Raw genomic sequence first — 19,961 nt, 5'->3', positions numbered from 1 at the left:
GGCGGGGCGGCCGCGGTCAGTCTTTCGGCGTAAAGCGTAGCAGGCGGTTAGCATTGCTGACCACGGTAATGGAGGAGAGCGCCATCGCGGCCCCCGCCACCACCGGGTTAAGCAGGGTTCCCGTCAGCGGCCATAAGATCCCGGCGGCAATGGGAATACCAAGCGAGTTATAGACAAACGCGCCAAGCAGGTTCTGTTTCATGTTGCGCAGCGTTGCCTTCGAAATAGCCAGCGCGTCCGCAACGCCCGTCAGGCTATGGCGCATCAGGGTGATGGCGGCAGTTTCAATCGCGACATCACTCCCGCCGCCCATGGCGATACCAACATCGGCCTGAGCCAGCGCCGGGGCATCGTTGATGCCGTCACCGACCATCGCCACACGGCGACCTTCGCGCTGTAATTTGGCAATGGCCTCGGCTTTACCATCCGGTAAAACCCCGGCAATCACTTCATCGATCCCGGCTTCTTTCGCAATGGCTTTAGCCGTAGTGGGGTTATCTCCGGTCAGCATCACCAGGCGATAGCCAGCAAGATGCAGGCGTTGCAGGGCATTGACGCTGTCTTCGCGCAGCGGATCGCGAATGGCGAGCAGGGCGGCAATTTTGCCATCAACTGCCAGCAGTACCGGGGTGGCCCCTTGCGCGGCCTGGGATGCCATCTCGTCTTCCAGTTCGCGTACAGTGATCTGCTGTTGCGACAGCAGTGCCTGGTTGCCGAGCAGTAAGCGGCTGCCTTCTGCTTCGCCGCTCACGCCAAGGCCGCGCAACGTGCGGAAGCTCTGCACCGTTGGCAATGCCTCAGCGCCCGCTTTTTCGAGGATGGCGTGCGCCAGCGGGTGGCTGGAGCCTTGTTCCAGCGCGGCGGCAAAGCGCAGCGCCTGGTGTTCGGTAAAGCCATTCGCTGTTTTGATGGCCACCACTTGCGGTTTGCCGCGGGTCAGGGTGCCGGTTTTATCAAACACCAGCGTGTCGAGAGTGCTCGCTCTTTGCAGCGCATCGGCATCGCGCACCAGCACGCCAAACTCCGCCGCGCGACCCACGCCTGAAATGATCGACATCGGCGTTGCCAGCCCTAACGCACAAGGGCAGGCGATAATCAGAACCGTGGTAGTAATGACCAGCGTATAGACGATTTGCGGCGCCGGGCCGAAGAGATACCAGATAGCGCCGCTGAGCAGGGCTATCACTACCACTACGGGCACAAACACCGCCGAAATTTTATCGGCCAGTTGTCCGATTTCCGGTTTACTACTTTGCGCCTGCCGCACCATGCGAATAATGCGCGACAGCGTTGTCTGGCTGCCTACCGCGCTGGCGGTAAACAGCACGCTACCGTCCTGTACCACCGTTCCGGCGTGCACGGCATCGCCAATGCTTTTCTCCTGGGGAATCGGCTCGCCCGTGAGCATGGCTTCATCAAACCAGGCATCGCCCTGGCTTATTTCTCCATCGACAGGCACCCGATCGCCGGTGGTTAAACGCAGCGTCATGCCGGGGTGAACGTCGGCGAGAGGGAGCATTTTCTCGCCCTCGTCGGTTACCACACGGGCGGTGGGGGGCGTCAGATCGAGTAATTTTTCCAGCGCTTTTGAGGACCGCTGGCGCGCACGCGCTTCCAGCATATGGCCGAGGTTGATCAAACCAATGATCATCGCACTGGCTTCATAATAGAGATGGCGTGCTTCCATCGGGAACCACTGCGGCCAGATGTTTACGCTCATCGAGTAAAGCCAGGCTGCACCGGTACCGAGCGCCACAAGGGTGTCCATGGTGGCGGTGCCGTTGGTCAGGCTTTTCCACGCGCTACGATAAAAATGGCCGCCCGCGACGATCATCACACCCAGCGTCACCAGGCCAATAAACAGCCACAGGGAGCGGTTGGCGTCGGTGACCATCATGTTGTCACCTACCATCCCCCAGACCATCACCGGTACGCCGACCAGCAGGGCGACAATGGCCTGCCAGCGAAAACGCTTCATGGTCGCGTTGGCCGTTTCCTGCTGACGTTCGCGGCGTTTTACGTCGTCTTCTATGGCTTCCGCACCGTAACCGGCACCTTCGACGGCGCTCACTAAATCCTTTGCGGAGGCGCTACCCATCACCAGCGCAGTGCGCTCCGCCAGATTGACCCGTGCCTGCGTGACGCCCGGAACCGCCTGGAGGGCTTTCTGTACGCGGGAGACGCAACTGGCGCAACTCATGCCATTGATTAACAGTTGCTTGCTGTCATCAAGGTCATCCGTTGCCGGAAGCTCAGGAGTGGCCGCTGTCAGTGCTTCCGACGGGGTTGATGACTCTGCCAGCGGTTTAGCCTTTGGGTGGCTAATGCTCGCTCCGTACCCGGCTTGTTTGATGGTATCGATAAGCGCCGAAGCGTCGGCGCTGCCGGTGATCTGCGCATGGGTAAGGGTAACGTCCGCCTGCTCAACGTCAGCACGTTGTTCCAGACTCTCTTTAACACGTTTAACGCAGTGGCCGCAGGACAGTCCGTCCAGCTCCAGCTCTGTAATGTGAGACATAATTAATTTCCTGTATGATAGATCGTATAAAGATTGACCTGATTAATTACATGTACTAACTGTGTAACAGGTTAAACCTTCCATCAAGGGGAAGGTCAAGGGGGAAAGGTGAATATCAGTATTGTGGCGAAAAAGACCGGCTTAACCAGCAAAGCGATTCGCTTTTATGAAGATAAAGGGCTGGTGACGCCGCCGCTGCGCGGGGAAAACGGCTACCGCAGCTACACGCAGCAACACATCAATGAATTGACACTGCTACGCCAGGCGCGCCAGGTGGGGTTTAACCTCGAAGAGTGTGGCGAACTGGTGAATCTGTTTAACGATCCGGCCCGTCACAGCGCGGATGTCAAAGCCCGCACATTGCAAAAAGTGGCGGAAATTGAGCGTCATATTGTCGAGCTTGAAGCGATGCGCAAGCAGCTTATGTCGCTGGCGGAATCCTGCCCTGGCGATGACAGCGCCGACTGCCCGATTATTGATAATCTATCCGGCTGCTGCCATCACAAGGCACACGCTAAGGGTTGAGCATAAAGATCACCGTGCCGCGATACCATGGCGAGGCGGCGAGGCGCTGTTCCTCTTGCGGATCCCAGACGCCGTTTTGCACGCGTCCGACTTTAAACGGAATGCGTAACCCGGCCAGCGCAGGAAGGTAGGCGGTATAATCCTCGACGGTGTTGCGCCCCTGATAGCTTTGCACCACCAGTTCATCCACCGGCAGGGCGTTCAGCGTTTTCACGCTGCCAGTTTTCGCCCAGTCCAGCAGCCCCGTTACGCCCAGCGCGAACTGTGGCGAGAGGATTTCCCGCAACCGGTGCAGAAACTGCGCGTAATGATCGAGGCGGTGCGTGGCGGCATCAAAATCAATCTGCAGACCCGTCACGTTGTTACCGGCGGCTTGCCAGCGCAGTAACAGACGGTTCAGGCGTGCCAGCATCTCATCAGAAACATCCAGCGTCGTCAGGCGCACGGTCAGCCAGATATGGGGAAACGTCAGGCGGCTAACCGGTAATCCTTTGCGTTCAAAAACGGCGGTACCGGAGAAGGCAATAACATCACCCTGATGCAGATAGACGGTGCGGGCGTCGCGCAGTTCGTCACCTGTCTTAACGCCCGACCATAGCCAAAAATCCTGCCCGTCTGCGGCATTCGCCACAGACATAAACAGAGAACTGATAAAAGCGATTACCAGTAATACTTGAGGCTTTTCGCCCATACGCTTCCTGGATAATCGCGCTTAAGTTGCAGGAACCAGGCTTTACGCACGGCTTTATCGACATCTTCACCACCGCAATCATTGTAGCCCGATGGCGCATAGCACATCACCGCGCGGTAAAGCGCATAGCTCTTGTCTTCCGGTTCGGCCTTCGTGTCGTTAATTACCTGCTGGTACCACGCCAGGCGATGTGGTTTCCCGGAAAAATCGTCCTGACGTGTGGCGATATCCAGCGCATCGTTGCCGCCACGGTCTTTCGCCAGGCTGACTTCGGTTTGCGTGGTGCGGAAAAACTCACCCAGACAGTTAAGGGCATGGCCATCCTGCGGATTCTTGCTCAGCACGCCAACGGTGTCATTCAACGATGCGCAGGCATAGGCTTTTTCCGGGTCTGTGCCTGTCCATTTAAAGACGCTGACATCCACATCGTCAAACGCTTCGCCGGGAATGGCGGCGGTGATGGCCGTGAGCAGGGATTTATCCTGCAACCAGTCGGCATAGTGGCCCTGTGCCAGATCCTGCGTCAGCAAGGTATGCAGGGCAATGGTGCGCTCTTCGTTGTTTGGCCCCTTGCCCGCCTGCTGGCGTAACAGCTCAGGAGTGGCTTTGGTTTTCAGCACCAGCGAGCGATAGCGAAGATTCGTTATGCGGCTATCGGGAGCGAAAATCTTCTCCAGTGCATTGCTGTTGACTAGCGTGGCCGCCAGCTTCGCCTGCAGTAACTGTTGTTGCTCAACATCTTTGCTGAGATCCAGCAGATGCAGCCAGTGATCGCGTGCGGCATCCCATTGCTGCTGACCCATCAGCGCATCGCCGTAGAGCGCCTGTTCGCTAAACGCGAGGATATTGTGCTCGGGCAGGCTCTGCGCCGGAGTAATGTCTTTCACCACCGTCGCGTAATCCTGCTTGTTGTAAGCGAGCATCAGGCGCAAATAGTTCCACAGATCGGCCCGTTTGTTTTTTTCGAAATCGGCTTTAAGGCCATCGAGATACGCCTGATCGACACAGTGGGCGTGATTTTCGCACTGATTATCGCGCATCAGCCTGAGCGTCTGGATAAAGGTCAGCAGCGACGCATCGGGCGCACTTAGAAAATAGCTGTCTCCCCAGGTCAGATCTTTGCTGAGCAACTTATTGTCGCTTTCGTTAATCAGCGCGCTCAGCGCATCGCTGTCGGCAGCCTGCGGCAGAATATGTTCATAGAGTGTTGCCAGCGTATTCCAGTCCTGCAGATACCAGTTGATACGGCGCAGCAGCCCCTGTGTTGAGTCGGCGTATTTTCCCTGCGGCCATTTTTTGAGGTAGGTATCTGCGCTGTCCCGCGCCTGTTGCGCCAGGGCTTTATCCACTTTGGTGACGTCAAAATCACCGTATTCGCCGTTGGCATTTTCACTGCTGGCGTTAAGCGCGTTACGCATCAGCATATAGCTGGCGGTTTCGGCGATCCACGGCTGCGGGTTCGTGCTAAGGGCGGTAAAGCTCTGCCTGGCTGCGGTGTAATTCCCGGCGTAAAACTGATTTGCGGCCTGCAAATAGTCACGAAACGCAGCGGCAGAGCCTTCCGGAACGGTGAGTTTGTTGAGTTCATCCTGAGCATTGCTGCTGCCATCGACAAGCAGGCGCGTCTTCGCCAGCGTCTGACGTAGCTCGGGGGTCAGTGTTGTATCGGCCAGCAGCGCGGCGAAAAAATCCGATAGCGTATCGCTATTGAGCGACACAAAGCGGTTTTCGTTTTCGTCCTGCAGCGCCGTCAGGTGAGTGATTGCCTCGGCGTCGAGGCCCAGGGTCGCGATTTGCTGGCTGAGGGGATCCTCGCCAGGCGTCGTGTCCGAGTCGTCATCCACCGGGGGATCGTAATCCAGCATATGCATGCCGAAATAGAAATCCCGACTGCGGGTAATATCCGACGGGACAGGCTGGCGCAGGGATAAAAAGCCTTTTTGCTCATCCAGCAGTCGCAGCAGGTTATCGCGGGTATCGTTCGCCACGCCAAGGACCGGCGGGCTGACCAGAAAACAGCCCGGGCTCGCCCAGGCACAAGAATCCATATCCATTGATGCCAGCGCAGCGCTGCTGGTGGCAAATGAGAGGCACAGGCCCAGCGTGAGGTGGCTTTTTTTCACCATCTTTCCTTGCGTATTATTACGATTATTCGACCGCAGCTTTGATGTGCAGCGTAATGCCTTCGACGGCGATAACTTCTACTTTGCTTCCTGCCGGTAAATCTGACCCGGCACTCACCGGCCAGGAACTGTCTCCCACCCGTATGTGCCCGCGCCCGTTGACCAGAGCATTATCGAGGATAAAACGGCGGCCCACCAACTGCTGTCCGCGCTGATTAAGCGACGCATCTGCCGGTTTCTGGTCACGTACCCGTCTGGAGAGCCACAGCCACCACAGCCAGGCGGCGATAAGCGTGAGTACCGCGAAGATCACCCCCTGTAATTCCCAGCCGAACGGAACCAGCCAGACCAGCAGGCCGGTGACCACTGCCGCCACGCCGCTCCACAGCAAATAGCCGCTGCCGCCGAGCATCTCAGCGGCCAGAAGCAGGCCGCCAAGACTCAACCAGAAAATGTAGGCATGTTCAAAGAGCACGGCTATCATGGTTTTTTCCGTTCACTGGTGCTGTCTTTTACCAGCTCCGCGATCCCGGCAATCGAGCCCATCAGGCTGCTGGCATCCAGCGGCATCATCACGACTTTACTGTTATTAGCAGAGCCAATTTGTTGCAGCGCTTCGGTGTATTTTTGCGCCACAAAGTAGTTAATTGCCTGCACGTCGCCCGCCGCAATCGCCTCGGAGACCATTTTGGTCGCCCGTGCTTCTGCTTCTGCCGAACGTTCACGGGCCTCTGCTTCAAGGAACGCCGACTGCCGTTCACCTTCGGCTTTGAGGATTTTGGCCTGCTTTTCACCTTCTGCTTTGACGATTTCCGCCTGGCGAATCCCTTCGGCTTCCAGGATGTAAGCACGCTTGGTACGTTCGGCTTTCATCTGGGCGTTCATGGAAGAGACCAGCTCCGCCGGTGGGCGAACATCGCGAATTTCAATACGGGTGACTTTGATGCCCCACGGATTGGTGGCTTCGTCCACGATGTGCAGCAGGCGAGTGTTGATGCTGTCGCGCTGAGAGAGCATTTCGTCGAGCTCCATCGAGCCGAGCACGGTACGGATGTTGGTCATGGTGAGGTTAATGATCGCCAGTTCCAGATTGCTCACCTCATAGGCGGCTTTCGGGGCGTCGATAACCTGAATAAAACACACCGCGTCGATGGTGACGTTGGCGTTATCTTTGGAAATAACTTCCTGGGAAGGGATATCGAGAACTTGCTCCATCATATTGATCTTACGACCAATGCGGTCCATAAACGGTACCACAAGGCTCAGGCCTGGCTGGAGCGAACGGGTATAACGACCGAAGCGTTCTACCGTCCACTGATATCCTTGCGGAACGATTTTGACACCGGCGCCTACAATGACCAGTGCGACGAAGATAAGAACGGGGATGACGATGAGCATCAAATAAACCTCCTGTTTAATTTGATGTCATTCTAACCAAATTTGGGGATCTTAACAGCGCGACCCCCAAATTTAGCGGGCGGGGCTAGTAAAGCAGGGAGTAGAGCTGGCGACGGTATTTCGAGGCCAGTGCATCGCCGGTACCCAGCGCGGCCAGGATCTCCTGCAACATTTTGCGCGCCTCACCGTCTGCTGCGCCTAAATCTTTACGCAGATGACTGAACAGCAGCTCCAGCGCCTCTTCATTGCGGCCAACCTGATGCAGTTGCAGCGCCAGTTGCGTTGCCAGTTGCGCATCCGCCGGGTTCTTTTCGACCTGTTCTTGCAAATGCTGAATTTCCGGGGTGTCCGCGGCTTTTTTCAGCAGCTCGATTTGCGCCACCAGCCCTTGATAGCGGGTGTCCTGATCCTGCAGCGGAATGGTTTTCAGCACCGCTTCGGCATCATCAGAGCGGTTGAGCGCAATTTGCGTCTCCGCCAGCAGCAGGCCGATTTCACTGTTCTGCTGCGATAACTGCCAGGCCTCTTTCAACAGCGGCAGCGCTTCGGCATGTTTGCCTTCTTCCATCAGTTGCATGGCCTGTTGCGCTTTTAACTCTTCTTCGCGCGGCAGGACTTTATCAAGCAGGGCGCGTATGGCCTCTTCCGGCTGCGGCCCCTGGAAACCGTCGACCGGCTGGCCGTTCTGGAACAGGTAGACCGTTGGGATCGCACGTAAACCAAACTGTGACGCAAGCATCTGCTCAGCATCGCAGTCCACCTTCGCCAGAATAAATTGCCCGTTATATTGCGCCGCCAGGCTTTCCAGCACCGGGGTCAACTGCTGGCAGTGCTGGCTACGCTCGGACCAGAAATAGAACAGCACCGGCGTGGTCATTGACTGTTCAAGCGTCGGGTGAAGGTTTGCTTCGTTAATGTTGACGATGTTCTGTACAGACATGAGTCATTCTCTGTTTAAGTGTTTATTCATACATGGGGACAGGCGCTGTGCCTTCAACTCACCCGTGTAAAATTTTATCCATTGCGCGTCCCGGCAGTATGCGTTTCAGCAGGCTTACCACCCAGGTGACGACCGTAACCGGATAACGCAGTTTGGGTTTCGGACTTTCAAAAGCATGGCGTACTTTGGCGACGACCGCCTCCGGGCCGAGGGTAAAACGTGCGGCAATACCGGGGTTTTCCACCGGTTTGTCACTCTGCGTCTGGTTGACGTTCTCGGTAAAGCGGGTGCGGATAGGGCCCGGCTCAATCAGGCTGACCTTGATGCCGCTGTGGCGCAATTCCATACGCAGCGCATCGGACCAGGCTTCCAGGGCGTACTTACTGGCCGCATAAGCGCCACGACCAGGGGTCGAAATCAGCCCCATTACCGAGGAAGTCATCACAATGCGGCCTTCGCCGTGCGGGAGCATGGCGGGTAATAGGCGCATGGTGAGCTGGTGTGCACCAAAAAAGTTGGCGGAAAACTGTTTTTCCATTTGCTCGCGGCTGATGGTAGACAGCGGGCCATACAGGCCAAAGCCCGCGTTATTAAAAATGCCATACAGACGGTTTTCCGTCAGGGCAATGACCTCGTCAGCGGCACGTTCTACGCTTTCGGGGAGGTCGAGATCCAACAGTACGCCGGTAAATCCGGCCTGATTCATACGTGCAACATCCTCGCTTTTGCGGCAGGCCGCCAGGATGCGAAAGCCCTGACGCTTGAGTTCATGGGCGCTTTCCAGACCGATACCGCTGGAACATCCTGTTATTAAGATCGTTTTTTGCATAACTTTACCTGAAAGCGTCCCTGATAAATCAGGAGTCGTGATTAACTAATGGAGCCAACCGGGTCGCCATCCAGTCGGCAATAAAAGGCTGAGCGTCACGGTTTGGGTGGATCCCATCATCCTGCATCCACTGGGGTTTGAGATAGACCTCTTCCATGAAAAACGGCAACAGAGGAATATCAAACTCTTTGGCGAGCTTAGGATAGATGGCGCTGAATGACTCAGTATAACGGCGTCCATAGTTGGCGGGCAGCCGTATTTGCATCAGCAAGGGTTCGGCGTTTGCGGCTTTTACCGCCTGCAAAATGGTACGCAGCGTTTGTTCGGTTTGTTGGGGCGCAAAGCCGCGCAGACCATCGTTACCTCCCAGCTCAATCAACACCCAGCGAGGCTGATGCTCTTTAAGCAGCGCGGGTAAGCGTGCCAGCCCCTGTTGCGAGGTGTCGCCGCTAATGCTGGCGTTGATGACGGGCGGTTTTTGTTGCCACTTCTCGTTGAGCAACGCAGGCCAGGCGGTATTGGCCGCCATGCGATAGCCCGCGCTCAGGCTGTCTCCCAGAACCAGTAACGTGTCCGCAGCGGCGGCACGCAGGCTAAACAGAAGCAAAAACAGGAAGGCCAAATGCCAGCGGAAAACATTGTTGAAGTTCATCATCTTAAGAAGTCCGTCGGTCAGGGGGAGCAGGAACTTTCCATCCTCACCGGAGTTGAGCTTGTTGTCAAACGGGCGCAAACCATCGCCCTGATTGGTGAATCAGGCTCGGGTAAGTCAACATTGCTGGCGATTCTTGCCGGGCTTGATGATGGCAGTAGCGGTGAGGTCAACCTACTGGGCCAGCCGCTTCACGCGATGGATGAAGAGGCGCGGGCAAAGCTGCGTGCCGCGCATGTCGGTTTTGTTTTCCAGTCTTTTATGCTGATCCCCACCCTGAATGCGCTGGAAAACGTCGAGCTTCCGGCGCTGCTGCGGGGTGAAAACAGTGCGCAGAGTCGTGCCAGTGCTAAAGGATTATTGGAAGAGTTGGGGCTGGGGAAACGTCTCGATCACCTTCCCGCGCAGCTTTCCGGCGGCGAGCAACAGCGTGTGGCGCTGGCCCGTGCGTTTAATGGTCGCCCGGCGCTGCTGTTTGCCGACGAACCCACCGGCAACCTCGACAGGCAGACCGGCGATAAGATTGCTGATTTGCTCTTCTCGATGAACCAGCAATATGGCACCACCCTGATTCTGGTCACGCACGATCCTCAACTGGCGGCGCGTTGCGACAGGCGTTTACGTCTGGTGAACGGCGAATTGCGGGAGGAAGCATGATCGCCCGCTGGTTCTGGCGCGAATGGCGCTCTCCCTCTTTGCTCATTGTCTGGCTGGCGTTAAGCCTGGCGGTGGCCTGTGTGTTAGCGCTGGGCAATATCAGCGACCGGATGGAAAAAGGATTAAGCCAGCAGAGCCGCGAGTTTATGGCTGGCGACAGGGCGTTGCGCAGTTCACGTGAAATTCCGCAGGCGTGGCTGGAAGAGGCGCGAAAAGAGGGGCTTAAAGTTAGCGAGCAAATCTCATTTGCCACTATGACCTTCGCCGGTGACACACCACAACTGGCAAACGTGAAAGCGGTGGATGACAGTTATCCGCTCTACGGCGACCTGCAAACCACGCCGCCTGCGATCAAACCGCTGGCCGGAACGGTGCTGCTGGCCCCACGGTTGATGGCGCTGCTAAACCTGAAAACCGGCGACTCGATTGATGTGGGGGATGCCACGCTGCGTATCGCCGGGGAGGTGGTGCAGGAGCCGGATTCCGGTTTTAACCCCTTCGAAATGGCGCCGCGATTATTAATGAATACGGCGGATGTGGCGAAAACAGGAGCGGTACAGCCGGGAAGCCGCGTCACCTGGCGGGTAAAATTTGCCGGCACACCCGCACAACTGGAAGCCTACGAAAAATGGTTACTGCCGAAGCTTAAGCCGGAACATCGTTGGTATGGCCTTGAGCAGGACGACGGCGCGCTCGGCAAGTCATTACAGCGCTCCCAGCAATTCTTGCTGCTGTCGGCGTTGTTAACCCTGCTGCTGTCAGTCGCGGCGGTGGCTGTCGCGATGGGGCATTATTGCCGCAGTCGTTACGACCTGGTGGCCATTCTCAAAACGCTGGGGGCGAGCAGGGCGCAGTTACGCAAATTGATCATCGGCCAGTGGCTGATGGTGCTCGCGCTGGCGTCCATCACCGGTGGCGCGATGGGGCTGTTGTTTGAAAAAATCCTGCTGATCTTGCTCAAGCCGGTTCTGCCGGTGGCACTCCCTGCCGCCAGCGGCTGGCCGTGGCTCTGGTCGATTGGCGCCATGCTGGTGATTTCGTTGCTGGTGGGGATACGGCCCTGGCGCTTGCTGCTGGCAACGCAGCCTTTGCGGGTATTGCGGCGTGATGCTGTCGCGGATGTCTGGCCGCTGAAATTTTATATTCCCGTTATCAGTATCGTGTCTGTGTTGCTGCTGGCCTGGCTGATGGGGGCCAGCATGCTGCTGTGGTCGGTGCTGGCGGGGGCGGTGGTTCTGGCATTGCTGTGCGGCGTAGTCGGCTGGCTGCTGCTGCGGGTGATGAAAAAGCTTACCCTCAAAACACTGCCGCTGCGTCTGGCGGTCAATCGTCTGCTGCGCCAGCCGTGGTCGACGCTGAGTCAGTTATCGGCTTTCTCGCTGTCATTCATGCTGCTGGCAATGTTGCTGGTGCTGCGTGGCGATCTGCTCGACCGCTGGCAGCAACAGCTTCCACCGGAAAGCCCGAACTATTTCCTCATTAATATTGCCCCGGAGCAGGTCGAACCGGTGAAAGCGTTTCTCTCTGAACACCAGGTGGTAACCCAGGCGTTCTGGCCTATCGTGCGTGCCCGACTGACGCAGATAAACGGTCAAAGTACGGAAGGGAACCCGGATGAAGCGCTGAACCGCGAATTGAATCTGACCTGGCAGGGGGCGGATGCAAACCACAACCCGGTTACCGCAGGTTCCTGGCCACCAAAACCCGGTGAGGTCTCGGTCGAAGCAGAACTGGCTAAACGCCTGGGACTCAAACTCGGCGACAGCGTGACCTTTATGGGTGATACCCAGGATTTCACCGCTAAAGTCACCAGCCTGCGTAAAGTGGACTGGGAAAGTTTGCGTCCCAACTTCTTCTTTATTTTCCCGCAGGGGGCGCTGGACGGACAGCCGCAAAGCTGGCTAACCAGTTTCCGCTGGCAGAATGGCAACGGTATGTTGACCCAGCTTAACCGCGAGTTTCCCACCATCAGCCTGCTGGATATTGGCGCTATCTTAAAACAGGTTGGCCAGGTGCTGGAGCAGGTGAGTCGGGCGCTGGAAGTGATGGTTGTGTTGGTCACCCTGTGCGGTGTGCTGCTGTTGCTGGCCCAGGTGCAGGTGGGGATGCGCCAGCGTCATCAGGAACTGGTGGTGTATCGTACGCTCGGCGCCGGCAAGCGACTGTTACGCACCACGCTGTGGTGTGAATTTGCCCTGCTCGGGCTTGTCTCCGGGCTGGTGGCGGCGATCGGTGCGGAAACGGCGCTGGCGGTGCTGCAAACAAAAGTCTTTGACTTCCCCTGGGAGCCGGACTGGCGGTTGTGGGTAACGCTACCGCTGTGCGGCGCCGTTTTGTTATCCGCATGCGGTGGCTGGCTGGGCACACGGCTACTCAAAGGGAAAGCGCTGTTCCGCCAGTTTAGCCAGTAAAATCATGTCATTTTGATTACACGTCGGTTAAATAATCGGCGTGTCTTTTTTTAAGTGCACAAATTGCTAACTACCTGATTTTTAAGCGCACAAAGTACGAAAAACTCGACAACATGGCGTGCTTAATCGGCGTTAATATTCAGCTGGCAACTATTTGGCTGCTTATTAACCAAGGAAACAGCATGGCACATAAAATAAAAGCGCTGGCGATAACGATCGGCGCGGCACTGGCGATGACCTCATTTGCAACGCAAGCAGAGATCACGCTGCTGAAACAAGATCCGCAGGCGGGCGATCCGTTAAGCCGTCTGAATTTCACCGTGGGCGGCAGTATTCGTCCGCAGTTCAACATGATGACGGGAGATGGCGATAAAGGCTCTTACAAACGTAACGGCTTCGACGGCGGTACCCGTTTCCGCTTCGCCAGTGATTATTACCTGTTTGATGACATCAGTTGGATTAACTACTACGAGCTGGGCGTCAATATTCCGGCGGTGTTTGACTGGGATAACCACTATGCAAAAGGTGCCCACGACACCACGCGCCGTATGCTCTATACCGGACTGAAAAGCAAAACCTGGGGAACATTGACCTACGGTCAGCAAAACAGCATTTACTATGATGTGGTAGGGGCGAAAACCGATATCTGGGATTACGACATGATTGGTCAGGCGCCGGGTAACGGTATCAACGGCGATTATGACGGCTCTTATCGCTCACGCAATATGCTGAAATATAAGAATACGTTCGGGGATGCGGATGTTTACGCCTCCTATCTGTTCGATGATAACGAATATCTGCCGGGTAACGGTCTGCGTTACAAACGTAAAGGTGGTGGCTCGCTGGGTCTGGATTACCATCTGACTAACACCCTGACATGGGGCGCGGCCTGGAACTATACCCGTGCTGAAATGCGCAATCCGGGCAATGACGACAGCAAAACGTACGACCAGAATATTCTCGGTACTGCGCTGAGCTGGACACCGGATAACTGGACCTTCTCCGCTGGCGGCGGCTGGTATCAGAACTTCCTGCTGAGCAAGAAAAACACGGTTCACAATTACTTCGCGGGTGATGCGTGGGGCGTTGAATATTTCGCCGGTTATAAGATCCCGGTTAATCAGTACGCTGTGAAATCTGTCCAGCCGTACTTTATGGGCGATCGCATCGAATACGTGAATGGACGCAACTATCAGCGTATCGATAACGGTGTAGGTATCAGCTTCCAACTGGATTATGGTTTCCGCGTGGATTACGAACACGTGTTTACCTCCAGCACCGACGATCTGGGCGATATGAACTTAGTGCGTCTGCGCTACGACTTCTAAAATTCCAGGCATTTGGCTATCTGACTTGCCAGTTTGAACCCGGCAGTGCTCGAAACCCCACGTACTGCGTGTCCGTTCCGGTTTCGGCGCGCTGTCCGTGTTCAACCTGTCTGCGCCGATAACGCCAACTGACCCCAGAATTAGCGTCCTGCACTTCTGCTTAGCAAAGATCTCACTTTGCTTATCTGGAAAATGCATAAAGGAAGGCGACTGAATTTCGCTTTTCTTTATGCTTCATCGCCTTAGCTTTGCAAAATCTCCCATCATTCAGTGACATACTTCACAACAACATGAATTTATTTCAATTACCGCTGCGTTATGTTTATGCCATCTTATCCCTGTAATGAATATGGAGCGCGCCGCGTCGACGGTGCGCCACACAGCAGACACACTTCGTTAGGGAGAATGTATGGGACGTCGTCTCGGTTTACGCGCCACCGTTGGGGCACTACTTCTGGCATGCGGTTTATCTTCCGCGCAGGCCAATAGCGATCCGCACACCATTGTCTTCGGCGTTGCGCCGGGGCCTTATGGTGACATGGTCAAACAGGCCATTGAGCCGTCACTGAAAGAAAAAGGCTACAAAGTCGTGGTGCGCGAATTCAGCGACTATGTGCAGCCGAATATGGCGCTGTCGAATGGCAGTATTGATGCCAACCTGTTCCAGCACTCGCTCTATTTCGATAAATTCACTGCGGATAAAGGGCTGAAGCTGACCAAATTGATTACCGTACCGACGGCGGGCATGGGCTTCTATTCCCACAAAATTAAAAGCCTCGATGAGCTGAAAAAAGGCGACATCGTTACGCTGTCCAACGATCCGACTAACCTGGCCCGTGGCCTGCGTTTCCTGAAATCGCTGGATCTGATCACTATTAAAGACAATATCGATCCGACCAAAGCCTCTGAACGCGATATCGCCAGCAACCCGAAAGGGCTGGTGTTTAAACCGCTGGAAGCCGCACAGTTGCCGCGTACGCTGGATAGCGCCACCGCAGCCCTGGTTAATGGTAACTTCGCTATTGCCGCTGGGTTGGATCTTTCTACTGCGATCAAGCAAGAACATCTGGATGAGAACCTCAAAAACATCATTGCGGTACGCAGTGAAGATGCGGATAAACCCTTCGCCAAAGACATTGTTGAGGTCGTGAAATCTCCGGCTTACCGTGCGGTGATTGACGATCCGAAAAATGTTTACGGTGCCTTCCAGAAACCGGAGTGGATGACTGCCGCTGATAAGAAGTAAGGGCAGCGCTGGGTTAACAGGCAGGCTGCGGCCTGCCTTTTGCTATTTGAGGGACACATGATTGAGATAGATAAGGTGTGCGTGGATTTTCCCGCCGTACGGGGAGCGAAACCCATGCGTGCCGTGGACAACGTCAGCTTGCGTATTGCGCCCGGTGAGATTTTTGGCATTGTCGGCACCAGCGGCGCGGGGAAAAGCACCCTGTTGCGTACGTTGAATGCCCTGCAACGCCCGAGTGAAGGCTGCGTTAAAGTGAACGGCGTGGCGATTTCAAAAATGGAAGGCCTGACGCTGCGTAAAGCCCGTCAGCGTATCGGCATGATCTTCCAGCACTTCAACTTGATGCATACCCGCACCGTCGCGCAAAACGTGGCGTTCAGCCTGAAGGCGGCGGGGTGGGATCGCAGCAAAATCGCCCCGCGCGTCACGGAAATCCTTGAACTGGTGGGGTTGGGCGACAAAGCAAACCGCTATCCGGTACAACTGAGCGGTGGGCAGAAGCAGCGTGTCGGTATCGCCCGCGCTATCGCTAACCACCCGGACGTATTGCTGTGCGATGAACCGACTTCGGCGCTGGATCTGGAAACCTCGGCCACTATTCTCGAACTGCTCAAGCAGATCAACGCACAGCTCGGTATTACGATCGTGCTGATCACCCATGAGATGAACGTGATCAAATCCATCTGCGATCGCGTGGCGGTCATGTCCGCCGGCAAGGTGGTAGAAACCGGCGATGTGTTTGATATTTTCGCCCATCCGCAGCATGCCTTTACTCAACAACTGGTTTCACGCACGTTGAATCTGACGCTGCCGGACCGTCTGCGGGAGCACCTGCCGGGGCAATTGTTGAAAATCCTGTTTATTGGCGATTCGGCTGAGCAGCCGGTTCTCTCCGATGCGGCCATCAACTTTGGTGTGGCGGTTAATATTCTGCACGGGAAAATCGAGTATATCGGCGAGCGTGCGCTCGGCATTCTGGTGGTGCAACTTACCGCAGAAGACCCGGCTGTTGTCGAACAGGCGGTAGACTACATTCGTAACCGTACCGCTCAGGTGGAGGTGATCCGTGGATAATTTACTGGCCGATTTGAGCCTCGCGTTTGGTGAAACCTTCCAGATGCTGAGCATCTCAACGGTGCTGGCGATCATCGGTGGCCTGCCGCTGGGGTTTCTGATCTTCGTGACTGACCGAAACCTCTTCTGGCAAAACCGCGCGGTCTATCTCATCAGCTCCGTGCTGGTGAACATCATCCGCTCCGTGCCTTTTGTCATCCTGCTGGTTTTGCTGTTGCCGTTAACCCAATTTTTGCTCGGCAACACCATCGGGCCGATTGCCGCATCGGTGCCGCTGTCCGTGGCGGCGATTGCCTTCTATGCCCGTCTGGTGGACGGCGCGTTGCGTGAAGTGGACAAAGGCATTATTGAAGCGGCGGAAGCCTTTGGTGCCAGCCCCATGCGCATCATCTGCACGGTGCTGTTGCCGGAAGCTAGCGCGGGCCTGCTGCGTGGGTTAACCATTACGCTGGTGAGCCTGATCGGTTACTCGGCGATGGCGGGGATCGTGGGCGGCGGCGGTGTCGGTGACCTGGCTATCCGTTACGGTTACTATCGCTACGAAACCCAGGTGATGATTGTCACCGTGGTCGCGCTGATTGTGCTGGTGCAGGTCGTGCAGATGTTGGGCGACTGGCTGGCACAAAGGGCGGACAAGCGCGACAGGCATTGAGATGTTTCCGGATGGCGGCGTGACCAACTGACCCGGGCTACAAGCTGAACCGTAGCCCCGGCAAGCGCAGCGCCGCCGGGGAGCCAGTCAGGCAAGTTTTGCCTGTGCCCAGGCGATGCCGCTGGCATACTCCGGCGGTAGCAGTGGCACCAGCGCTTCCAGCGTCGCACTCAGGCGGCCGGTGTCGCTGTCATTCAGGTTAAGGTGCCCCACCTTGCGGCCCGGACGCACCTCTTTGTCGTACCAGTGCAGATGCACCAGCGGCAGTTTTAACCAGTCATAATTCAAATCGCTGCCGATCAGGTTCACCATCACCGACGGGCTGTTAACCACCGGTGGCGGCAGCGGTAAATCCACCACCGCACGCAGATGCAATTCAAACTGGCTGATGGAGGCACCGTTTTGCGTCCAGTGGCCGCTGTTGTGCACACGTGGCGCCAGCTCATTGATCAGCAACCCCGCCGGGGTCACAAAGCACTCCATCGCCATCACGCCCACATAATTCAGCTCGTGCATAATGGCAGAGAGCATACTTTCCGCTTGCTGTTGCTGGCGCATGTCGGCCTGTGGAAAGACCACGCTGGTGCGCAGAATACCGTCCTGATGCAGATTGTGAGTCAGCGGATAGAACACCGTGCTGCCGTCATGGCCGCGTGCGCCCACCAGCGATACCTCACCGGAAAAATTGATGCCCTGCTCAACGATGCATTCGCCGTAGCAGTCATCCGGCAACTGTTCTGTTTCGTCTGCACGCAGACGCCACTGACCGCGGCCGTCGTACCCGCCCACGCGGCGTTTGACAATCGCCAGCTCGCCCAGCGTATTGAAGACCGCAGGCCATTCGCTTTTGTCTGCCAGCAACTGCCACGGTGCGGTGGCAAGCTTAAGTTTGTCGAACAACTGCTTTTGCGTCAGGCGGTCGGCAATAATCGGGAACACATCGCGATTCACAAACGCCGGATGACGCGCCAGCTCGCGGGTCAGCGCGGTTTCCGGCCAGCGTTCGATCTCTGCGGTAATCACGCTCTGGGCAAACGGCACCGCTTCCGGGTCTGCATCGAGCCCCACGGGCCACACGGCGATGCTCAGCGGTTCGCCTGCCTGGCGCAGCATGCGACCAAGCTGACCGTTACCTAAAATGCAAACCTGTTTCATGCCGCACCCCGTGGATCCGGGTTTTCCAGCACTTCATCGGTCTGGGCGCGGCGGAACTCGGCCAGGCGCTGATGCAGTCCGGCGTCGTGCTGGGCCAGAATTTGCGCGGCCAGCAGGGCGGCATTCGCGGCCCCGGCTTTGCCAATGGCCAGCGTACCGACCGGAATACCGCGCGGCATCTGGACGATAGAGTAGAGGCTATCCACACCGCTCAGCGCGGCGCTCTGTACCGGCACACCCAGCACCGGCACTAATGTTTTCGCTGCAATCATCCCCGGCAAGTGCGCCGCGCCGCCTGCACCCGCAATGATCACCTGAAAACCGTTCTCTTCGGCGCTTTCGGCAAAGCTGAACAGTTTATCGGGGGTGCGGTGAGCGGAGACGACTTCAACGTGGTGCGGGACATTCAGGATATCGAGAATTTCGGTGGCGAACTGCATGGTCGCCCAATCGCTTTTCGATCCCATGACAATGGCGATACGCGCCGGTTGGTTAACAGAAGACATGCGTTAAGAAAACTCCTGTGGGTGTGACTACGGACAGCTTTTGAGGGCACAAAGAATAGCACGGAAAACGGGCAAGGAAAACGGTTGCGTAGGCGTGATTAGCCCTCTTTTGGCGGCGAGGTATTCTGCGAAACCCGCAAGTTATGCGCCGCATTCGCGCTGGCAAAGTACGCAAAAATAAGCACGATACTCCAGGGCAACAGCAGGATCCCGGTTATCAATACGCAGATTTGTACATAGCGAGCATCATGCGGGCGCGTCAGCAGCAAATAAAAGCAATAAAAATAGAGTACCCATAATAAAACCGCAAAGCCTGCAACGCTTAGCGTGCCGAAATAGAAACCGACCAGGCCGAATATACTGACTGCAATAGGGCCGATCAGCGCGAGGAACATTCCCCAGATAAGCGATTGATTCCATTTATTCATGTGATTTTCTCTCCTTGAATATGAGACAAAACTATAGCAGCGGGCGGGAAAAGGACAGGCGGCAGGGCGTTTGAAGCCGGGTTTTCAGACAGAACCCTGAAAAATCAGAAGGGAATCGGCAGGAGTTCGACGTTATTCGCCGTCACGCTGACCATCGAGCCTTCGTGATGCCAGGCGCCTAATACCACGCGATGCGCAACCTGGCCATTGGCGGTAAGGGTATGAATGGCCGGGCGATGGGTATGGCCGTGGATAAGCCACTGCACGTGATGTTTTTGCATGGCTTCCACTACCGCCTGCAGGTTCACGTCCATGATATCCATCGACTTATTACTGTTGGCGGCCCTGCTGCCCGCGCGCATTCTGGCTGCGATACGTTGGCGAACAAACAGCGGCAGTGCGAGAAACAGCCTCTGTAGCCAGGGCTTGTGGACTTTAGCGCGAAACGCCTGGTAGCCTGCGTCATCCGTACAGAGCGTGTCGCCGTGCATAATCAGCACCTTGCGACCATACAGATCGAGCACTTTCTCTTCCGGCAGAAGCTGCATGCCGCTTTCGCGCGCATAGCGTTTGCCGAGCAGGAAGTCGCGATTGCCATGGATGAAGTAACAGGGCACGCCACTGTCGACCAGCGCCTTAATGGCGGCGGCGATGTCACGGTGCAGGGGAGTGGGGTCGTCGTCGCCAATCCAGGCTTCGAACAGGTCGCCCAAAATATAGAGCGCGTCAGCCTGTCGGGCTGTGCCTGTCAAAAAACGCAGAAAACCGGCGGTGATCGCCGGTTCTTCTGTTTGCAGATGAAGGTCTGCGATAAAAAGTGTCGCCACG

Annotated in this window: 19 protein-coding genes; 7 read left to right on the top strand and 12 right to left on the bottom strand. The window is 56.4% G+C overall.

All coding sequences use genetic code 11. The features are described from left to right. Nucleotides 1–16 precede the first annotated feature (16 nt). A complete protein-coding gene (gene copA, locus ACS0RQ_RS21260) occupies nucleotides 17–2,518 on the bottom strand; it encodes a copper-exporting P-type ATPase CopA (protein WP_271850330.1) in 2,502 nt (833 codons plus the stop codon). A 108-nt stretch (nucleotides 2,519–2,626) separates the two neighbouring features. On the opposite strand from copA, the gene cueR reads away from it, so the two are divergent. Beyond that, entirely contained in the window at nucleotides 2,627–3,043 is a 417-nt protein-coding gene (gene cueR, locus ACS0RQ_RS21255; protein ID WP_071195807.1) for a Cu(I)-responsive transcriptional regulator, read from the top strand. On the opposite strand, the gene ACS0RQ_RS21250 is transcribed toward cueR, so the two are convergent. The 7 genes from ACS0RQ_RS21250 to tesA all read right to left on the bottom strand — a co-directional run bounded on the left by ACS0RQ_RS21250 (nucleotide 3,033) and on the right by tesA (nucleotide 9,679). Further along, nucleotides 3,033–3,734, bottom strand: a complete 702-nt coding sequence (locus ACS0RQ_RS21250) for a DUF3142 domain-containing protein (RefSeq protein ID WP_271850329.1) — start codon at nucleotides 3,732–3,734, stop codon at nucleotides 3,033–3,035. The two genes, cueR and ACS0RQ_RS21250, sit on opposite strands and share 11 nt — an antisense overlap. Further along, a complete protein-coding gene (locus ACS0RQ_RS21245; protein WP_271850328.1) occupies nucleotides 3,704–5,860 on the bottom strand; it encodes a PA5441 family protein in 2,157 nt (718 codons plus the stop codon). Before ACS0RQ_RS21245 ends, ACS0RQ_RS21250 begins: the two co-directional genes overlap by 31 nt. Nucleotides 5,861–5,882: 22 nt before the next feature. Beyond that, nucleotides 5,883–6,341, bottom strand: a complete 459-nt coding sequence (locus ACS0RQ_RS21240; RefSeq protein WP_271850327.1) for an NfeD family protein — start codon at nucleotides 6,339–6,341, stop codon at nucleotides 5,883–5,885. Next, nucleotides 6,338–7,255 carry an SPFH domain-containing protein gene (locus ACS0RQ_RS21235; RefSeq protein ID WP_271850326.1) on the bottom strand — a complete coding sequence of 306 codons (918 nt, stop codon included), beginning with the start codon at nucleotides 7,253–7,255 and terminating at the stop codon, nucleotides 6,338–6,340. Before ACS0RQ_RS21235 ends, ACS0RQ_RS21240 begins: the two co-directional genes overlap by 4 nt. Nucleotides 7,256–7,340: 85 nt before the next feature. Continuing rightward, a complete protein-coding gene (locus ACS0RQ_RS21230) occupies nucleotides 7,341–8,195 on the bottom strand; it encodes a co-chaperone YbbN (protein ID WP_041852440.1) in 855 nt (284 codons plus the stop codon). 58 nt (nucleotides 8,196–8,253) lie between these two features. Further along, nucleotides 8,254–9,024 (bottom strand): SDR family oxidoreductase, encoded by a 771-nt coding sequence (locus ACS0RQ_RS21225; protein ID WP_110296092.1) that lies wholly within the window; start codon nucleotides 9,022–9,024, stop codon nucleotides 8,254–8,256. Between the two features lie 28 nt (nucleotides 9,025–9,052). Beyond that, nucleotides 9,053–9,679, bottom strand: a complete 627-nt coding sequence (tesA, locus tag ACS0RQ_RS21220; RefSeq protein ID WP_125125191.1) for a multifunctional acyl-CoA thioesterase I/protease I/lysophospholipase L1 — start codon at nucleotides 9,677–9,679, stop codon at nucleotides 9,053–9,055. On the opposite strand from tesA, the gene ybbA reads away from it, so the two are divergent. From ybbA to ACS0RQ_RS21190, 6 genes are all read left to right on the top strand, one after another. Next, nucleotides 9,647–10,333: a putative ABC transporter ATP-binding protein YbbA gene (ybbA, locus tag ACS0RQ_RS21215; RefSeq protein ID WP_271850325.1), complete on the top strand. Its 687-nt coding sequence runs from the start codon at nucleotides 9,647–9,649 to the stop codon at nucleotides 10,331–10,333. The genes tesA and ybbA overlap by 33 nt on opposite strands. After that, complete coding sequence (gene ybbP / locus ACS0RQ_RS21210) at nucleotides 10,330–12,744, top strand: putative ABC transporter permease subunit YbbP (RefSeq protein ID WP_271850324.1); 2,415 nt, start codon at nucleotides 10,330–10,332, stop codon at nucleotides 12,742–12,744. The genes ybbA and ybbP overlap by 4 nt, the downstream gene beginning before the upstream one ends. Before the next feature lie 182 nt (nucleotides 12,745–12,926). Then, nucleotides 12,927–14,072, top strand: a complete 1,146-nt coding sequence (locus ACS0RQ_RS21205) for a porin (protein WP_193795334.1) — start codon at nucleotides 12,927–12,929, stop codon at nucleotides 14,070–14,072. 409 nt (nucleotides 14,073–14,481) lie between these two features. Beyond that, entirely contained in the window at nucleotides 14,482–15,318 is an 837-nt protein-coding gene (locus ACS0RQ_RS21200; RefSeq protein ID WP_071195801.1) for a MetQ/NlpA family ABC transporter substrate-binding protein, read from the top strand. A 57-nt stretch (nucleotides 15,319–15,375) separates the two neighbouring features. After that, a complete protein-coding gene (gene sfbB, locus ACS0RQ_RS21195; RefSeq protein WP_169039812.1) occupies nucleotides 15,376–16,392 on the top strand; it encodes a virulence-associated ABC transporter ATP-binding protein SfbB in 1,017 nt (338 codons plus the stop codon). Continuing rightward, a complete protein-coding gene (locus tag ACS0RQ_RS21190) occupies nucleotides 16,385–17,044 on the top strand; it encodes a methionine ABC transporter permease (protein ID WP_041852434.1) in 660 nt (219 codons plus the stop codon). Before sfbB ends, ACS0RQ_RS21190 begins: the two co-directional genes overlap by 8 nt. Nucleotides 17,045–17,131: 87 nt before the next feature. On the opposite strand, the gene purK is transcribed toward ACS0RQ_RS21190, so the two are convergent. The 4 genes from purK to lpxH all read right to left on the bottom strand — a co-directional run bounded on the left by purK (nucleotide 17,132) and on the right by lpxH (nucleotide 19,960). Next, nucleotides 17,132–18,199 carry a 5-(carboxyamino)imidazole ribonucleotide synthase gene (gene purK / locus ACS0RQ_RS21185; RefSeq protein WP_125125188.1) on the bottom strand — a complete coding sequence of 356 codons (1,068 nt, stop codon included), beginning with the start codon at nucleotides 18,197–18,199 and terminating at the stop codon, nucleotides 17,132–17,134. Continuing rightward, nucleotides 18,196–18,705, bottom strand: coding sequence for a 5-(carboxyamino)imidazole ribonucleotide mutase (gene purE / locus ACS0RQ_RS21180; protein ID WP_271850323.1), 510 nt, complete (start codon nucleotides 18,703–18,705; stop codon nucleotides 18,196–18,198). The genes purK and purE overlap by 4 nt, the downstream gene beginning before the upstream one ends. Nucleotides 18,706–18,803: 98 nt before the next feature. Continuing rightward, on the bottom strand, nucleotides 18,804–19,133 hold the full coding sequence (locus ACS0RQ_RS21175; RefSeq protein WP_271850322.1) for a hypothetical protein: 330 nt from the start codon (nucleotides 19,131–19,133) through the stop codon (nucleotides 18,804–18,806). Nucleotides 19,134–19,237: 104 nt separating this feature from the next. Beyond that, nucleotides 19,238–19,960 (bottom strand): UDP-2,3-diacylglucosamine diphosphatase, encoded by a 723-nt coding sequence (gene lpxH / locus ACS0RQ_RS21170; protein WP_271850321.1) that lies wholly within the window; start codon nucleotides 19,958–19,960, stop codon nucleotides 19,238–19,240. Between the last annotated feature and the right edge of the window lies 1 nt (nucleotide 19,961).

Source organism: Phytobacter diazotrophicus, assembly GCF_052061655.1.
In the GTDB taxonomy this organism is placed as follows: domain Bacteria; phylum Pseudomonadota; class Gammaproteobacteria; order Enterobacterales; family Enterobacteriaceae; genus Phytobacter; species Phytobacter diazotrophicus.
The sequence above is the reverse complement of the archived record's forward strand: the minus strand, read 5'-3'. Positions and strand labels throughout refer to the sequence as shown.

Coding starts and splice junctions, on each gene's coding strand:
- copA (WP_271850330.1), bottom strand. CDS start 2,518: ATGTCTCACATTACAGAGCTGGAGCTGGACGGACTGTCCTGCGGCCAC.
- ACS0RQ_RS21250 (WP_271850329.1), bottom strand. CDS start 3,734: ATGGGCGAAAAGCCTCAAGTATTACTGGTAATCGCTTTTATCAGTTCT.
- ACS0RQ_RS21245 (WP_271850328.1), bottom strand. CDS start 5,860: ATGGTGAAAAAAAGCCACCTCACGCTGGGCCTGTGCCTCTCATTTGCC.
- ACS0RQ_RS21240 (WP_271850327.1), bottom strand. CDS start 6,341: ATGATAGCCGTGCTCTTTGAACATGCCTACATTTTCTGGTTGAGTCTT.
- ACS0RQ_RS21235 (WP_271850326.1), bottom strand. CDS start 7,255: ATGCTCATCGTCATCCCCGTTCTTATCTTCGTCGCACTGGTCATTGTA.
- ACS0RQ_RS21230 (WP_041852440.1), bottom strand. CDS start 8,195: ATGTCTGTACAGAACATCGTCAACATTAACGAAGCAAACCTTCACCCG.
- ACS0RQ_RS21225 (WP_110296092.1), bottom strand. CDS start 9,024: ATGCAAAAAACGATCTTAATAACAGGATGTTCCAGCGGTATCGGTCTG.
- ybbA (WP_271850325.1), top strand. CDS start 9,647: ATGCCAGCGGAAAACATTGTTGAAGTTCATCATCTTAAGAAGTCCGTC.
- tesA (WP_125125191.1), bottom strand. CDS start 9,679: ATGATGAACTTCAACAATGTTTTCCGCTGGCATTTGGCCTTCCTGTTT.
- ybbP (WP_271850324.1), top strand. CDS start 10,330: ATGATCGCCCGCTGGTTCTGGCGCGAATGGCGCTCTCCCTCTTTGCTC.
- ACS0RQ_RS21205 (WP_193795334.1), top strand. CDS start 12,927: ATGGCACATAAAATAAAAGCGCTGGCGATAACGATCGGCGCGGCACTG.
- ACS0RQ_RS21200 (WP_071195801.1), top strand. CDS start 14,482: ATGGGACGTCGTCTCGGTTTACGCGCCACCGTTGGGGCACTACTTCTG.
- sfbB (WP_169039812.1), top strand. CDS start 15,376: ATGATTGAGATAGATAAGGTGTGCGTGGATTTTCCCGCCGTACGGGGA.
- purK (WP_125125188.1), bottom strand. CDS start 18,199: ATGAAACAGGTTTGCATTTTAGGTAACGGTCAGCTTGGTCGCATGCTG.
- purE (WP_271850323.1), bottom strand. CDS start 18,705: ATGTCTTCTGTTAACCAACCGGCGCGTATCGCCATTGTCATGGGATCG.
- ACS0RQ_RS21175 (WP_271850322.1), bottom strand. CDS start 19,133: ATGAATAAATGGAATCAATCGCTTATCTGGGGAATGTTCCTCGCGCTG.